Origin of the sequence: Pseudorhodoplanes sp., assembly GCF_050250235.1 — a bacterium.
GTDB lineage: Bacteria > Pseudomonadota > Alphaproteobacteria > Rhizobiales > Xanthobacteraceae > Pseudorhodoplanes.
Genome location: NZ_JBFWPA010000053.1, coordinates 1 through 15,138, shown reverse-complemented (window position 1 = coordinate 15,138; position 15,138 = coordinate 1). Strand labels below are relative to the sequence as shown.

The window sequence follows — 15,138 nt, the reverse complement described above, 5'->3', positions numbered from 1 at the left end:
ACGCCCGCTATTGCTGCGCACCGCGCAGCGGCATTGGCATCGGCTGTGATTTCGGCGCGGCTTTTCGTGTCTTGGCCGATCTGACCGGCTTCGGCGGCGGCGGCACGTCGACCCGCTCAATTGATACGAGGCGTCCGCCGCGGAAACGATAGAGACCGGGCCAGGCGCCGCGCAGCACCGTCATGGTCGTGATGCGCTCGGTGCCTTCTGCGGAGATGTTGAAAGTATCGGGAAATCCCGCGCGCTGGACCACCTGGCATTCGGTCATTCCGAGCCCCACGCCCCCGGCGAGCGTCGGCAGCGGACCCTGGCCGGCGAGTGCCTCGCTTCCGTCGGGCGATGGCGAAGCTGCACCGTCGGTCGCGGGGGCAACGGCGCAGGATCCGTCCGGATTCATCAGATCATTTTGCGTGACGGCACGGGTGGTCGTCGCGCGGGCCTGGTTTCCTTTCGCCCATTCTGGGGTCGCAAACACGTCCGACAACTTGGTATTCGGCTGGGTAGTGTCCGGCGCGGCGCAGGCGGACAAAAGGAGGAGCGCGGCGAAGCCTGTCGCCGCATATGAAATTCTCCTCGCCTGAACGCGACCGCGCAACGCTTTCCCCCGGCTTGATCCGTCATCCGGAACAAACAAGCCCGGATTGTTAGTCAGCAACATGGCGAGGATCAACGAGCAGCCGCGTGAAAATGCGAGCCTCGTTAATGCGAGAGCGCAGGTCGCAGTCGGAGCCAGCCATGCCTTGCCGCCTTGCGGGGCTTCCGGCGCCGTGCTTATGTGTCACAATGTCGCACCCGAGGATCGACCGGGTCAGCGGAGGTAAGCATATGAAACTGCTCGCAATTTACACGCTCTTGGTGATTGTGGGTGAATCCGCCGCGGTCGGTCTGGGAGAACTCGTTGAGCTCACCTATCCGGGCGCAAGCCTGCTCAGCTTCCTCGGCCTGTTCTTCCTGATGTTGTGGGTCGCCTGGCGCGTTACGCTGTTGATCGCGCGCGAATGAGCGTCCCTCAAGCCTTCTGCACCCAGCGCCCGCTGTCATCGGGTTGCCAATAGCTCGCCTCGAAGCCCTGCGCCTTTGCCTGCGACCATTGCTCACGTGCGCGTACGACCGCTTCATCGTTGGTGCCGTCGAAGATCAGGACCAGCCGGTCGTAACGCGAGGCGTCTTGTGGAATCGGCGCGCCGTCGATCAGAAAGCGCACATTGGCGTCGTTCGCATTGCCGTCGCCCGTGGTCAGAAGGATCGGCTGATCGGCGGCATGCGCATCGCGCGAAGTGCCATGCGGCAGAAAGCTTTCCTCGCGATAGGTCCACAGATGGGCATCGAGCGCCTCGATCCTTTCATCGGAATCAGCCTGGACCACGATACGCCAGCCGCGGTCCAGCGACACCTCGAGAAGCTGCTGCAGCACGCGTTCGAGCCGCTGCTCCAGCAAGTGATAGAAGCGGATTTCGGTCACGGCTGCGCTGCCGATGCGCGGAAGAATCGTTCTGCATCGCGCCGGAATTCCTGCCGCGACTCGTCGCGACTGTAGAACATATGCCCGCCACGATAATTGCGCTGTTCGATGCGTCCGCCGAAATCCGGAAGCTGCGCGAGGATCAGCATGCTCTCGAAATACGGCGTCTGCAGATCGGAATAGCCATGCGCCACCAGAACGCGCAGGCCCCGGTCCAGCGCCAGCATCCTGCGCAAGGCGGTGACGGCTTCCGGCATGCCGTGCCCGTTGCTCCAGCGCCAGTTCTCGAAGACGACATCGTTCGACACGACATATGGCAGCGGCGGCGCCTTGCCGTTGCCGCGAAGCAGATTTCCCATGGCCGTGGTCAGCGGCGGCTTCAATGCCGCGAGAAACGGATCGGCAAAATCCGGGCGCGGCGTCGTCGGATCGGGATCGTCTCCGGCAACGGCCGGATCGTAGGACGAGATGACCTTGCCATCGCGCCGCGCCGCCTCGCGTACGAACAGGGTTTCGTCGATCCGTCCCCGTGCGGCTTCCACCACCGTTTTCGGCAATCCGGTAATCGCAGTGACGCGAATGACCATGCGCTGCAGCGCCTCGCGGTCGCGCGGGCCCTTGAGATAATCGTCGACGAAAGCGGTTCTCGCATAATCCTGCACGGGACCGAGCTTCTGCGGGTCGAATGCGCCTTCGCTTTCCATGCGGGCGGCGGCGAAAGACGGCAGCAGCGTCATGAACGACACCGGCGACCAGCGCGCATGATAGCGCCAGCCGTAATCCAGCACCGGCGACACCAGGATCAGTCCGTTGAGTGCGACGCCATGCTTGCGATGCAGCGCGTCCGCAATGCGCGGCGCGCGCAAGCCGCCATAGCTCTGGCCGACAATGACCTTCGGCGCACCGGAGCGGTCATGCTGGCGCAGCCAGGTCGCGATCGCGTCCGACAGCAGTTCGATGTCGCCGTCGACCGACCACACGCGCTCTTTCGTTTTGGCGTCGTTGCGAACCAGACGTCCCTGCCCGGTGCCGGGCGGATCGAGGAAGACCAGATCGGTAAAGGCGAGCCAGCTTTCATCGTTGGCGAGCAATGGCCGCAATGCGGAAGCCGCGCCCCCGAAAGCGATCCGCGACGGACCGAGCGCGCCGAGATTGAGATAAGCCGACGACGTGCCCGGGCCTCCGCCGATGACGAAGGCAATCGGCCGCATTCCGGCACCGCCGGGGCGCGTGAAGGCCACAAGGCCGACCTCGGCATCGACGCGTCCGGAATCGTTGCGGACCGCAATGCGCTCCGCCAGCAACCGGTCAATCGGAGCTTCCGCCTGCGCCGGGAGCGATAGGACAAGCAGCGCAGCAAGCGGTGCCGCATATCGGCGCACGGCCCGCGCGCTCCTACTTCTCGTAGGAATCGGCCACCAGCCGGTCGAGCAGGCGAACGCCAAAGCCGGATCCCCAGCTCTTGTTGATGTCGGATTGCGGCGATCCCATACCGGTGCCGGCGATATCGAGATGCGCCCAGGGTGTCTTGTCGACGAAGCGCTGCAGGAATTGCGCCGCGGTGATCGCCCCGCCCATGCGTCCGCCCGTATTCTTCATGTCCGCGAACTTCGAATCGATCTGCTTGTCGTATTCGGGGCCGAGCGGCATCCTCCAGACACGCTCACCGCTGAGCTTCCCGGCTTCTACGAGCCTTTCCGCGAGCTTGTCGTTGTTGGAGAACAGCCCGGCATATTCGTGCCCGAGTGAGACGATGATGGCCCCCGTCAGCGTCGCCAGATCGATCATGAATTCCGGCTTGTGGGTCTTCGCCACATACCAGAGCACATCGGCGAGAACCAGACGTCCTTCCGCATCGGTGTTGATGATCTCGATGGTCTGGCCCGACATCGAGGTGACGATGTCCCCCGGCCGTTGCGCGTTGCCATCGGGCATATTCTCGACCAGTCCGATGGCGCCGACCGCATTCACCTTGGCCTTGCGCGCAGCCAGCGAATGCATCAGCCCAACGACGCAGGCCGCGCCCGCCATGTCGCCCTTCATATCCTCCATCCCGGCGGCCGGCTTGATGGAGATGCCGCCGGTATCGAAGGTCACCCCTTTCCCTATGAATGCCAATGGCTTGGCGCCCTTCTTGCCCCCGTTCCAGCGCATGATGACAACGCGGCTCTCGCGTACCGAACCCTGGCCGACACCAAGAAGCGCCTTCATCTTCAGCTTCGCGAGGGCCTTGTTGTCGAAAACCTCGACCTCGACACCGAGTTTGCGCAGGGTTGCCGCCCGGCGCGCGAATTCCTCCGGATAAAGCACGTTCGCCGGCTCGTTGACGAGGTCCCGGGCGATGATCACGCCCTGCGATATGGCCTCCCGTGTGGCGAAAGCCTTGCGTGCCTTGTCCGCCGAAGCGGTGCCGATCGTTAGCCGCCGCGGCTTCGGGGCCGGCTCGGCGTCCTTTTTCTTGGTCTTGTAGCGGTCGAAGGCATAGGCCCGCAGGGTCGCTCCGAGGGCCAGGTCGGCCGCCTGATCAGGCGTCAGGGCGCGATCCGGGAACTCTGCGGCGATTGCAACCTCCGCGGCGACGGCCGGCGCCCGCCCGAAGGCGAGGCCGCCAAGCTTGACCATGTCCCCCGGCTCGGCACCGGCCTCCGCACCGACCCCGACCACGATCAGCCGGGACACCTTCAGTCCTTGCGGCGCGATCAGATCAAGGGCAGTCCCGCTTTTGCCCTTGAAGCCGTCAGCGGCTGCCGCGCGGGACACGAAGTCACCGGTCGGCGCCAGCAAAGTCCGGGTCGCGGAACCAAATGCGAGGTCGGTCCCTGCAAAAACAATCAGAACGCCCTTTGATGGCGCCGAGTAGGATGAAAATCCAACCTTGAGACCGCCAGCCATCGGTTCACTGTCCTGTCAATTTTCCGGCCCATGGGAGTTCTCCCTTTACGGCGCGGAACACAGCTGCGCCAACGAAATGTGCCGAGCGATCCCGCCGGTGCGTTTTCCAGGCTCCGGCACTGGTCTGACGGCCGACTGTTAACCATAATGGAACCTGACCGCCGATGGATCGTGATCCGGAAGCCACAGGCGCGTAAATCTTGCCCCCGGATTAACTTTTTTCGATGCATTTTCAACAGCTTTGCCTTGGCTGAGCCATGTTGTGAATCGAGTATGAATGCTCCATGGAGATGGCTTGGGGAGCCACTGCTCCAGGGGCGTGCCGAAGGTCCCTCGGGACCCGCGGACGGTATCAGGGGGAATGTCGGGCCGCATGGCTTCGCTCGGGTCGGGATCGTTGAAGCTGCCGTCTTTCCGGCTGCGCTTGCCGCGCATGCCGGCACGGTGGCCGCGTTTTCCGTTCCGGATGCCGGAGCTGCGCGTTCCCGGCTTCGGCGCCATCAACCGGTACATTTTCGGATCCACTTTCGGCGCCTTCGCGATCGTGCTGTTCAGCCTGACGTCGGTGATCTGGATCACCCAGGCGTTGCGCGACATCGACCTGATGACCAGCCGCGGACAGACCGTGCTGGTGTTCCTCGGCATCACCGGGTTGGTCATCCCGATGCTGGTGCTGGTGATCGCCCCGATCGCTCTCATGATCGCGGTCATGCATGCCATCGGCCGGCTGTCGAACGACTCGGAATTGATCGTCATGAATGCGGCCGGGATGTCCCCCTGGGCGCTGTTCCGGCCTTTTCTGCTGATGTCCATCCTGGTTGCCGGCGTCATGACGGCGATCGGGGCCTGGCTCGGGCCGCTCGGGCTGCAGACCTTGAACCACTGGGCCAATGAGGTGCGCGCCGACCTTGTCACCAACGTGGTGCAGCCCGGCCGCTTCAACGGTTTCGAGCGCGGCCTTGTCTTCCACATCCGCGAGCGGCAGGCGAATGGCGTGCTGCTCGGCGTGTTCGTCGACGACCGCCGAAATCCCAAGGAGCGCGCCACCTTTCTTGCCGAGCAGGGGACGATCCTGAAGGACGAACGCGGCACTTTCCTCGTACTCGAGAATGGCAGCGTGCAGCGGCTGGAAATCGTACGCCGCAAGAAGCGCAAGAAAGGCGAGGCCCAGCCGGAGGTCAAGGAGAAAGACCCGGCCATCGTAAAGTTCGAGCGCTACGCGCTCGACCTTGCCCAGGCTCCGACGGATCAGCAGGCGCAACGTGCTTCCGCGCGCGACCGGTTCATCTGGGAATTGGTGACCGACGATTCCGAAACTGCAAAACTGTCCGCCGGTCAGGTGCGCGCCGAATTGCACGACCGGATTTTCGCGCCGCTCTACCCGATTGTCTTCACGATCATCACTTTTGCGTATCTCGGGGCGCCGCGCACCACCCGCCAGGGTCGCGCGATGTCGATTGCCGGTGCGGCCATTGCCATTGCGACCATTCGGCTCGTCGGCTTTGTCGTGATCGTGTTGTGCATCCGCTATCCTTGGGTGCTTGCGATCCAGTATGCGCTGCTGGCGACGGCGACCGGCCTTGGTCTGTACGCGATCCATCGCGGGCTCGAAATCGAGCCTCCCGCCTTCGTCATCAAAGCGGTCAACACGACCGTTTCGCAGATGTCGCGCCTGATGCGCGTCGCTCGTCCGGCGACATGACGGGGGGGACGACGTTGCGCGTATCCATGACCCTCGGACGCTATTTCGGGACCCGGTTCCTGGTGACGGCGCTCGCCGTCTTTGGCGGCGTGGTGTTCCTGGTTGCTCTGCTCGATGCGGTCGAACTGATGCGCCGAACATCCGGCAACGAGAACGCGACCGCGCTCGCAGTGATCCGCATGTCGTTCTTTCGGGTGCCGATGACGGCCGAACGAATCATGCCGTTCTGCGCATTGATCGGGGCGATGTCATGCTACCTCAATCTGTCGCGTCGCAATGAGCTCGTGGTGGCGCGTGCAGCAGGCGTCTCGGCATGGGAATTCACTGCGCCAGCGGTGATCGTGGCGCTCATCCTGGGACTGCTCGCAACCCTCGTCTACAACCCGGTTGCGGCCAATCTGCAGGAGCGCTCCAAGCGCTACGAAATCGAGATATTCGGGCAGCGCGAATTCGGGCAGCAGGAATCCGGCTTCTGGGTGCGCCAGCGCAGCGCCGACGGCCAGTCGATCATCAACGCGCGCAACAGCCGCGAGCAGGGGCTGCGGCTGGCCGGCGTCACCGTCTTTACGTTCGATCAGCAGGGGCGCTACCAGGACCGCATTGAGGCGGCTAGCGCCGTCCTCAAGGACGGGGCCTGGGAATTGTCGGATGCACGCGTCTATCCGAGCAATTCTCCGCCGAGCGTCCATGCCACCTACGCACTCAAGACCAACCTGTCGCGCGAGCAGGTCCGCGAGAATTTCGCGACGCCGGAAACCCTGACGGTCTGGGAATTGCCGGAATACATCCGGCTCGCCGAGAATGCCGGCCTCGCCGCCGCTGGCTATCGCCTTCAATACCACAAGTTGTTGTCGCGCCCCTTCCTGCTCGCATCGATGGTGCTGCTCGCCGCCGCCTTCAGCCTGCGCTTCGCCCGCATGGGGGGCGTGCAGAAAATGGTGCTCGCCGGCGTGCTGTCGGGCTTCCTGCTTTATGTGCTATCGAAAATCACCGAAGACATGAGCAAGACTGAGCTTCTGTCGCCGGCGACGGCTGCGTGGGCACCGGTTCTGATCGGGGGGCTGACGGGGTTTTTGGTGCTGCTTTATCAGGAAGACGGGTGATGGCGTTGCGTATTCCGCCCCCTCCCCGATCGTTGGGCCGCGCCCTGTCTGTCGCGGCGCTGGCATGGTTTGCCGTGGCCCTGACCGGGCTCGCGACGATGACGCCTGCCTCCGCCCAGACCGACTTCTTCCGGTTCGAGCAACGTCCGACATCGAAAGCCAAGCCGGCGGCACGCCCCTCGTCGCAAGGCGACAAGCAGATGATGGTGCAGGCGACGGAGGTTCAGTACGACCACGTCAACGAGCGCGTGTCGGCGGTCGGCAACGTCCAGATCTATTACGACGGCTCGACCATCGAGGCCGACAAGGTCACCTACAACCAGCGCACCAAGCGATTGCGGGCGGAAGGCAATGTCCGGCTCACCGAGCCGGGCGGCAACATTACCTACGGCGAAATCCTCGAGCTGAACGACGATTATCGCGACGGATTTGTCGATTCGCTGCGGGTCGAGACGCCCGATCAGACCCGGTTCGCCGCCGCGCGCGCCGACCGCTCCGACGGCCGCTATTCGGTGCTCCAGAGCGGTGTCTATACCGCATGCGAGCCATGCAAGACCGACCCGCGCAAGCCGCCGCTCTGGCAGGTCAAGGGCGCGCGCATCATCCACGATGAACAGGAGAAGATGATTCATTTCGAGCAGGGCTCGTTCGAACTGCTCGGAATGCCGATCGCGTATTTCCCCTACTTTTCGACGCCCGACCCCACGGTGAAGCGCAAGAGCGGCTGGCTGATGCCGGTCTTCTCGACCAGCTCGAAACTCGGTTTTGTTGCCGAGGCTCCCTATTTCTGGGCGCTGGCGCCCAATTACGATCTGACCCTGACGCCCAGCGTGTCGACCAAGCAGGGCCCCTTCATCCAGGGCGAGTTCCGCCACCGGCTGATGAACGGCGCGTACGCCATCCGCGCCGCCGGCATCCGGCAGTTCGACAAGGACGAGTTCGTCCACACCAACGGCCAGCCAACGCCCGGCTACCGCGACTGGCGCGGTTCGATCGAATCGAACGGACAATTCGGGCTTAACCAGCGCTGGGTCTGGGGCTGGGACGCGCTCCTGATCTCCGACAAGACATTCTATCAGGATTACCGGGTCCAGACCTTTACCAACGACGTGCGCAATCCGTTCCGCAACACCAACATGGAGCGCGTGTCGCAGCTCTACCTCGTCGGCCGCGGCAACCGCGCCTTCTTCGACGCGCGCACCATCTACTATTACGGCTTCTCCGAATTCGACCAGCAGAAGCAACTGCCGATCATCCATCCGGTGATCGACTACACCTATGTGGTCGGGCAACCGGTCCTGGGCGGCGAACTGAGCTTCCGGTTCAATCTGACGAGCCTGTCGCGCGATACCGCCTCGTTCGATCCGATCAACAAGACCGCGGAAGATTCCAATTTTTGCGGCCCCACCACGGCGGACCCTGCGGTCAAGAACACCAATAACTGCCTCCTGCGCGGCGCTCCGGGCAATTATTCCCGCTACTCGGCAGAAGCGACATGGAGAAAGACCTTCACCGATCCGTTCGGGCAGGTCCTGACGCCGTTCTTCTCGCTGCGCGCCGACGTCGCCCAGGTCAACATCGAGAACGAACCGGGCGTCGCCAATTTCATCGACACCAGCGACACCACGCGCTTTCGCGGGATGCCGGTGGCCGGGCTCGAATATCGCTATCCGCTGATCAACATACAGCCCTGGGGCACGACGACGATCGAGCCGATCGCGCAGATCATTGCGCGCCCGAACGAGCCCAGCATCGGCAAGCTCCCGAACGAGGACGCGCAGAGCTTCGTGTTCGACGACGGCAACCTGTTCCGCGTCGACAAGTTCGCCGGCTGGGATCGCGTCGAAGGCGGCGGCCGCGTCAATTACGGCATCCAGGCCACCACCCAATTCAATCACGGCGGCTATGTAAACGTGCTGTTCGGACAGTCCTATCAACTGTTCGGGGCCAATTCCTTCGCCGCCGGCGATGCGACCAATACCGGGCTCAACAGCGGCCTCGACACCCGCAAGTCGGATTATGTGGCCCGTTTCGCGTATCAGCCCGACCGCATTTTCACCTTCACGACGCGCTATCGGTTCGACGAAAAGAATTTCGACATGCGTCGTTTTGAGCTGGAAGGCCGGGCCAATTTCGACCGGCTATCGCTGCAGGCCTTGTACGGCATCTATGACAAGCAGCCGGAACTCGGGTTCCTGGCGCGCCGCGAGGGCATCCTCGGCGGGGTTTCCTACAAGGTCAGCGAGAACTGGGCGATGCTGGCCGCCGCGCGCTACGACATCGACGCCGACAAGTTCGACCAGACCCGATTTGGTGTCGGCTATATCGACGATTGCCTTATCTTGGCCCTGAATTACATCACCAGTTACACCTATAGCGGCAATCCGACGAAGGACCATCGGCTGATGCTGCAACTGAGCCTGCGAACGCTGGGCACGACTTCGGGGTCCTCCGGGGTACCCGGTATCGGCGGGCTTTAGGCTGCGGCGGAACAGCGCCATCCGCAGGGTTTGACGATCCATGACGCGAGACCTGAAAACGAGACGAGTTGCAAAATCGTTTGCTGCGCTGGCTGCGGGAGCGATTGCGCTCGCCACGCTGATGCTGTCGCCCGCGCAGGCCCAGATCGTACTTTATGTGACCGGACAGCCGATCACAGCCTATGACATCGAGCAACGCGGAAAGCTGCAGACGCTCGGCGGAGGCAAGGCAAAGTCCCGCCAGGAAGTCATCGACGATCTGATCGACGACAAGCTCAAAATCCTCGCGGCCAAGCGCTTCAATTTCGAAATGTCGCAGACCGATGTGGACAACGCGTTCAACAATATCGCGCGCAGCACCGGCATGACCGCCGATCAGTTCGGCAAGATGCTGCAGAGCAGGGGCGTCAATCCAAATACCCTCAAGGCGCGGCTGAAAGCCGACCTCACCTGGAACCAGATGGTGCGGGGCAAGTTCAGCCAGCAGCTCACGCCGTCAGAGAAGGATATCTTTGACGCCGAGCTGCAGGGGACCGACCAGGGGGAGGCCGGCGTCGAATATACCTTGTATCCGATAACTTTCGTGGTCCCGCGTGGGTCGCCCGCCAACCTCGTGGAGGCACGCAAGCGCGAGGCGGAGGCGCTGCGCCAGCGATTTCAGTCGTGCAGTTCGGGGCTCGCCTTTGCGCGTGCGCTGCGCGAAGTGGTGGTGCGCGCGCCGGTTCGGCGCAATTCGGCGGATTTGAGCCCGGCATTGCGCGACATTCTCGCCAAGGTCGAGGTCGGCAAGGTCACCCCGCCGGAAGTGACCGCAGGCGGCGTCGATATCTTCGCGCTGTGCGACCGCAAGGAGACCAATTCGGATTCTCCGAACAAGAGAAAGCTGCGCGACGAGATTTTCCAGCGCCGGTTTCAGAGGCATTCCGATCGCTATCTCAAGGAGCTGCGGTCGCAGGCCATGATCGAATACAAGCAGCCGCAATGAGATGCGCGCGCTCGCGCTGACGATCGGGGAGCCGGCCGGAATCGGCTGCGACATCGCGCTCGCCGCGTGGCGTCTCAGGCGCGAGCAATATCTGCCGGCGTTCTACCTCGTCGCCGATCCCGCTCATGTTGCCGCCCGCGCGCGCCGGATCGGCCTGTCGGTCGCCGTCGACGTGGTGACGCCGGAGGAAGCCTCGGCCTGCTTCGACACCGCCCTGCCGGTGGTGCCGCTCGAGGAAACGGCCACCGCCGAACCCGGCCACCCGGACGGATCTAGCGCGGCAGTGTCGCTTGCCTCGATCCGGCGGGCGGTTTGCGACGTCATCGACGGCCGCGCCACCGCCATCGTAACCAACCCGATCGCCAAATCGGTCCTCTATCGCGCAGGTTTTGCGGATCCCGGACACACCGAATATCTTGCGCGACTCGCCCGCGATCTCATGGGAGTCGCAGCCATGCCGGTGATGATGCTGTGGTGCGAAGATCTGGCGGTGGTCCCGGTGACGATTCATGTGCCGCTGCGGGAGGTTCCCGCGTTGCTCACTGCGGATCTCATCTACGAGACCGGCCGGATCGTGGCGCATGATCTGATCGAGCGTTTCGGCATTCCGGCGCCTCGCCTCGCCATCGCGGGGCTTAATCCGCATGCCGGCGAAGACGGTCTGATCGGCGATGAAGAGCTTCGGGTAATCCGGCCCGCGGTTGCACGGCTCGCAGCTTCCGGTATCGCGGCACGCGGCCCCCTGCCTGCCGACACCTTGTTTCATGCGGCCGCGCGGCGTTCCTACGACGCCGCATTGTGCATGTATCACGACCAGGCACTGGTCGCGATCAAGACCCTCGCCTTCGATGAAGCGGTGAATGTCACCCTTGGCCTGCCCTTCGTGCGCACCTCGCCCGACCACGGCACGGCGTTCGACATTGCCGGTACCGGTCGTGCCAATCCCGCAAGCCTGATTGCATCGCTCAAGCTTGCGGCGCGGCTTGCGGCGCAGGCGCCGGTGTCGCTGTCGGCAGCCTGATGGCCGGGCTTGACGATCTGCCGCCACTTCGCGAAGTCATCCGCCGGCACGATCTGATCGCCAAAAAATCGCTCGGCCAGAATTTTCTGCTGGATCTCAATCTCACCGGCCGCATCGCGCGCGCAGCGGGACCGCTCGCCGGCGTTACCGTGATCGAGATCGGGCCGGGCCCAGGCGGGCTGACGCGCGCGCTGCTCGCGCATGGCGCAGCCTGTGTCATCGCCGTCGAACGCGACCGCCGCGCGATCGCAGCCCTGCACGATATCGCGGCTCATTGTCCGGGCAAGCTTATCGCAGTGGAAGCCGATGCGCTCGATTTCGATCCCGCGCCCTTCATCGGATCGGGTCCGGTCCGCATCGTTGCCAATCTGCCTTACAATATCGCAACGGTGCTGCTCACCGGGTGGCTCGAGACCGAGACCTGGCCGCCCTTCTATGACCGCCTCGTGCTGATGTTTCAGCGCGAAGTGGCGGAGCGGATCGTTGCGCGGCCCAACACCAAGGCCTATGGCCGCCTGTCGGTGCTCGCGCAGTGGCGAACCCAGCCGAAAATCCTGTTCGACATCGCGCCATCCGCCTTCGTACCGCCACCGAAGGTCACCTCATCGGTGGTCGAACTGATCCCCCGGACTTCGCCCGATGGGTGCGAGCGCACCGCGCTCTCGCGTGTCGCCGAAGCCGCCTTCGGCCAGCGGCGCAAGATGCTGCGCCAAAGCCTGAAATCGCTCGTGCCGGATCCTCTGCCCCTGCTGGATGCCGCCGGCATCGCACCGACCGATCGGGCCGAGGATATCCCGATTGCCGGATTTGTGCGGCTGGCTCGGGCCTACGCCGCACGCGGGTAGCCGTTACGACGACAGCGCTCGCAAGTCGGACAGCAGCGTGTCCACGAATGCCTGGATGTCGTCCTTGTGCACCCGCTTGAGCCGTTCGGCGGTGAGGATTCCGCGCAGGCGCATGAAACTCTTTTCGAGGTCGCGATTGACGAGGACATAGTCATATTCCTCCCAATGCGGGATTTCCTCGGCGGCATTCTTCAGGCGCCGCGCGATGATTTCCGGCGTATCCTCCGCACGCCGTTCCAGCCGGAGCTTCAACTCATCAGCGGTCGGCGGCAGCACGAACACGCTGACGACATCCGCGCGCATGGTCTCGTAAAGCTGCTGGGTCCCCTGCCAGTCGATGTCGAACAGCACATCACGGCCTTCTCCCAGCGCTGTTTCGACCGGTTCGCGCGGGGTACCATAGAAGTTTCCGTGAACCTCAGCCCATTCCAGCAATTCGCCCCCATCGCGCATCAGTTCGAATTGCCGCCGCGTGATGAACTTGTAGTGGATGCCGTCGATCTCGCTCGACCGCCTCGGACGCGTGGTCACGGAAATCGACAGACTGACATTTTCCTCCTTTTCGAGAAGGTTGCGGGTCAGGGTAGTCTTTCCCGCCCCCGAAGGCGACGACACGATCAGCATGATGCCGCGGCGGGCAATGTCGATATTTGCGCTCATTCGAGGTTCTGGACCTGCTCGCGAAACTGCTCGACCACGCTCTTCAGCTCAAGCCCGATATTCGTCAGCTCGACGTCGTTGGATTTGGAGCACAGCGTGTTGGTCTCGCGATTCAGTTCCTGCGAGAGAAAATCGAGTCGCCGGCCGATCGCGCCGCCGCCGGCCATCAGTTTGCGCGCCTGCGCGATATGTGCGGCGAGCCGGTCGAGTTCCTCGCGAATGTCCGCCTTGGTCGCGAGCAGGATCGCCTCCTGATGTAACCGGTCGGGGTCGAAGCGGTTCGACGCTTCCAGCAGAACGGCCACCTGGTCCGCAAGCCGCTTCTTGATGGCATCCGCCTGGCGGCCGGGCGCCGCATCGGCGCGCGCTGCAAGCGCCGCCATCTCGTCAAGACGCGTGCCGAGTATCTTGGCGATCGCCGCACCTTCATGCCGTCGCATGTCAGCGAGACCCTTCAGCGCGGCAACAAAGCCTGTGACGATGGCCTCTTCGGCGGCGGCCTTCTCGTCGGCCGATTCTTCGGCGTCGGCGACGTCAATCACGCCCTTCAGACCCAGGAGGCCGTCGAGTCGCGGCTTTTCGGCGTCGACCTTCCCGACCAGATTGCCGACGGCGTCGATGAAGGCGTTGAGCACAGGCTGGTTGATGCGAACCACCGGCGCGATACCCTCACGATTCACGGTCAGGGTTGCATAGACATTGCCGCGCGAGAGCATCTCAGCCGCGCGCCCGCGCACCGCGACCTCGACCGCATCCAGGCCCGGTGGCAGCCGCAGCCGCAATTCGAGGCCTTTGGCGTTGACCGACTTGATCTCCCACGACCAGGCATAACTCCCGCTCGCACCATGGCTGCGGGCGAATCCGGTCATGCTCGATAGCGTCATCGCCACACTTGAAGAAAGAGGAACCGGGACCGACAGGAATCGGAGGCGCACAGACCTTATCGCGCTGCGCGCAATGGCGCTATTGCGCCCGAGTGGTGCTCGGCGCGGTCTGGTTGCGCTGCGCAGCACCCTGCTTTTGCGGGTTTCGTTGCCCCGCGGGGGCCGGTCGGACCGGCTGCACCGCCGTGGTTGGCCGCTGGCCGGGAGCGGGCGCAGCCGGACGCGCAGCTTGCGGGGCCCGCGCGGGACGCACAGGTGGAGTCGGGGTCGGCGTTGCGCTGGCTGCGGGGCTTGCTGCCGGCGCCGGGGCTGCCGGTGCCGCAGCCTCGGCAGCCGCATCGCGCGCATCCTTTTCGAGGCCGCGCAGTTTCGCCACATGCTTCTGGTGCTGGTCGTAGGTTTCCGAGAAGGCGTGACCGCCGGTTCCATCCGCAACGAAGAACAATTCGCGGGTACGGGCCGGGTTGGCAGCAGCTTCGATCGAGGCGCGACCCGGATTGGCGATCGGCCCGGGCGGCAGCCCTTCGATCACATAGGTATTGTAGGGCGTAGGCTGGGTGATTTCGCTCTTGAGGATGCCGCGACCGAGCGAGCCCTTGCCGCCGACCAGACCGTAGATGATGGTGGGGTCGGATTGGAGCTTCATCTTGCTCTTCAGCCGGTTGACGAAGACCGCAGCCACCCGCGTACGCTCGTCCGGCTTGCCGGTTTCCTTCTCGATGATCGACGCGAGAATGAGAAGCTGATCTGGATTCCTGACCGGCAGATCGGGCGCACGCCGGTCCCATGCCTCCTTGAGGATGCGCGCCTGGGCCGCCTGCATCCGCTTGATCATATCGTCTCGCGTCGTGCCGCGGTTGAAACGATAGCCGTCCGGCAGAAGCGATCCCTCCCGCGGAACCTCGCGGACGTCACCGGTCAGCTTGTCGTTTTCCAGCAATCGCGCGACGATCTGCTCGGAGGTCAGTCCCTCGGCGACAGTGAACTGATGCTGCACGACCTTGCCTTCGTTCATGGTCTCGGCAACCTCGCGCGGGCTAGCGCCCTTGGCGAACTGGTACTCGCCGAATTTGAGGTCTGCGCCGCGAATTTTCATCACGGCGG

The 15,138-nt window shown here is 63.8% G+C and carries 14 protein-coding genes; 7 read left to right on the top strand and 7 right to left on the bottom strand.

Annotated features, from left to right (window positions below; all coding sequences use genetic code 11):
• Positions 1-7: 7 nt before the first annotated feature.
• Positions 8-475, bottom strand: a complete 468-nt coding sequence (locus tag AB7F49_RS21495) for a hypothetical protein (protein ID WP_428526151.1) — start codon at positions 473-475, stop codon at positions 8-10.
• 350 nt (positions 476-825) lie between these two features.
• Here AB7F49_RS21495 and AB7F49_RS21490 point away from each other — a divergent pair, with 350 nt between their 5' ends.
• Positions 826-1,002 carry a hypothetical protein gene (locus tag AB7F49_RS21490; RefSeq protein ID WP_428526100.1) on the top strand — a complete coding sequence of 59 codons (177 nt, stop codon included), beginning with the start codon at positions 826-828 and terminating at the stop codon, positions 1,000-1,002.
• A gap of 7 nt (positions 1,003-1,009) precedes the next feature.
• On the opposite strand, the gene AB7F49_RS21485 is transcribed toward AB7F49_RS21490, so the two are convergent.
• From AB7F49_RS21485 to AB7F49_RS21475, 3 genes are read right to left on the bottom strand one after another with little or no spacing between them, the layout of a single operon-like run.
• Complete coding sequence (locus AB7F49_RS21485) at positions 1,010-1,462, bottom strand: DNA polymerase III subunit chi (protein ID WP_428526098.1); 453 nt, start codon at positions 1,460-1,462, stop codon at positions 1,010-1,012.
• Positions 1,459-2,844 carry a S10 family peptidase gene (locus tag AB7F49_RS21480; protein WP_428526096.1) on the bottom strand — a complete coding sequence of 462 codons (1,386 nt, stop codon included), beginning with the start codon at positions 2,842-2,844 and terminating at the stop codon, positions 1,459-1,461. The genes AB7F49_RS21485 and AB7F49_RS21480 overlap by 4 nt, the downstream gene beginning before the upstream one ends.
• Positions 2,845-2,857: 13 nt before the next feature.
• Positions 2,858-4,354, bottom strand: a complete 1,497-nt coding sequence (locus AB7F49_RS21475; RefSeq protein WP_428526094.1) for a leucyl aminopeptidase — start codon at positions 4,352-4,354, stop codon at positions 2,858-2,860.
• Positions 4,355-4,727: 373 nt separating this feature from the next.
• On the opposite strand from AB7F49_RS21475, the gene lptF reads away from it, so the two are divergent.
• From lptF to rsmA, 6 genes are read left to right on the top strand one after another with little or no spacing between them, the layout of a single operon-like run.
• Entirely contained in the window at positions 4,728-6,056 is a 1,329-nt protein-coding gene (gene lptF, locus AB7F49_RS21470) for an LPS export ABC transporter permease LptF (RefSeq protein ID WP_428526092.1), read from the top strand.
• 26 nt (positions 6,057-6,082) lie between these two features.
• On the top strand, positions 6,083-7,159 hold the full coding sequence (lptG, locus tag AB7F49_RS21465; RefSeq protein WP_428526090.1) for an LPS export ABC transporter permease LptG: 1,077 nt from the start codon (positions 6,083-6,085) through the stop codon (positions 7,157-7,159).
• Entirely contained in the window at positions 7,159-9,639 is a 2,481-nt protein-coding gene (locus AB7F49_RS21460) for an LPS-assembly protein LptD (RefSeq protein ID WP_428526088.1), read from the top strand. Before lptG ends, AB7F49_RS21460 begins: the two co-directional genes overlap by 1 nt.
• Before the next feature lie 40 nt (positions 9,640-9,679).
• Complete coding sequence (locus AB7F49_RS21455; RefSeq protein WP_428526086.1) at positions 9,680-10,624, top strand: SurA N-terminal domain-containing protein; 945 nt, start codon at positions 9,680-9,682, stop codon at positions 10,622-10,624.
• A 1-nt stretch (position 10,625) separates the two neighbouring features.
• Positions 10,626-11,645 carry a 4-hydroxythreonine-4-phosphate dehydrogenase PdxA gene (gene pdxA, locus AB7F49_RS21450; RefSeq protein ID WP_428526084.1) on the top strand — a complete coding sequence of 340 codons (1,020 nt, stop codon included), beginning with the start codon at positions 10,626-10,628 and terminating at the stop codon, positions 11,643-11,645.
• Complete coding sequence (gene rsmA / locus AB7F49_RS21445) at positions 11,645-12,490, top strand: 16S rRNA (adenine(1518)-N(6)/adenine(1519)-N(6))-dimethyltransferase RsmA (RefSeq protein WP_428526082.1); 846 nt, start codon at positions 11,645-11,647, stop codon at positions 12,488-12,490. The genes pdxA and rsmA overlap by 1 nt, the downstream gene beginning before the upstream one ends.
• 3 nt (positions 12,491-12,493) lie before the next feature.
• Here the strand turns inward: rsmA and gmk are convergent, their stop codons facing one another.
• From gmk to mltG, 3 genes are all read right to left on the bottom strand, one after another.
• Positions 12,494-13,150 (bottom strand): guanylate kinase, encoded by a 657-nt coding sequence (gene gmk, locus AB7F49_RS21440; protein ID WP_428526080.1) that lies wholly within the window; start codon positions 13,148-13,150, stop codon positions 12,494-12,496.
• A complete protein-coding gene (locus AB7F49_RS21435; protein ID WP_428526078.1) occupies positions 13,147-14,034 on the bottom strand; it encodes a YicC/YloC family endoribonuclease in 888 nt (295 codons plus the stop codon). The genes gmk and AB7F49_RS21435 overlap by 4 nt, the downstream gene beginning before the upstream one ends.
• Positions 14,035-14,113: 79 nt before the next feature.
• Positions 14,114-15,138 (bottom strand): endolytic transglycosylase MltG (gene mltG / locus AB7F49_RS21430; protein WP_428526076.1); only part of this gene is annotated, 1,025 nt, incomplete at its 5' end.

Excerpts from the sequence above, each read along its gene's own strand:
- AB7F49_RS21490 (WP_428526100.1), top strand. The coding sequence starts at position 826 with ATGAAACTGCTCGCAATTTACACGCTCTTGGTGATTGTGGGTGAATCC.
- AB7F49_RS21475 (WP_428526094.1), bottom strand. The coding sequence starts at position 4,354 with ATGGCTGGCGGTCTCAAGGTTGGATTTTCATCCTACTCGGCGCCATCA.
- lptF (WP_428526092.1), top strand. The coding sequence starts at position 4,728 with ATGGCTTCGCTCGGGTCGGGATCGTTGAAGCTGCCGTCTTTCCGGCTG.
- lptG (WP_428526090.1), top strand. The coding sequence starts at position 6,083 with ATGACCCTCGGACGCTATTTCGGGACCCGGTTCCTGGTGACGGCGCTC.
- AB7F49_RS21460 (WP_428526088.1), top strand. The coding sequence starts at position 7,159 with ATGGCGTTGCGTATTCCGCCCCCTCCCCGATCGTTGGGCCGCGCCCTG.
- AB7F49_RS21455 (WP_428526086.1), top strand. The coding sequence starts at position 9,680 with ATGACGCGAGACCTGAAAACGAGACGAGTTGCAAAATCGTTTGCTGCG.
- pdxA (WP_428526084.1), top strand. The coding sequence starts at position 10,626 with ATGCGCGCGCTCGCGCTGACGATCGGGGAGCCGGCCGGAATCGGCTGC.
- rsmA (WP_428526082.1), top strand. The coding sequence starts at position 11,645 with ATGGCCGGGCTTGACGATCTGCCGCCACTTCGCGAAGTCATCCGCCGG.
- gmk (WP_428526080.1), bottom strand. The coding sequence starts at position 13,150 with ATGAGCGCAAATATCGACATTGCCCGCCGCGGCATCATGCTGATCGTG.
- AB7F49_RS21435 (WP_428526078.1), bottom strand. The coding sequence starts at position 14,034 with ATGACGCTATCGAGCATGACCGGATTCGCCCGCAGCCATGGTGCGAGC.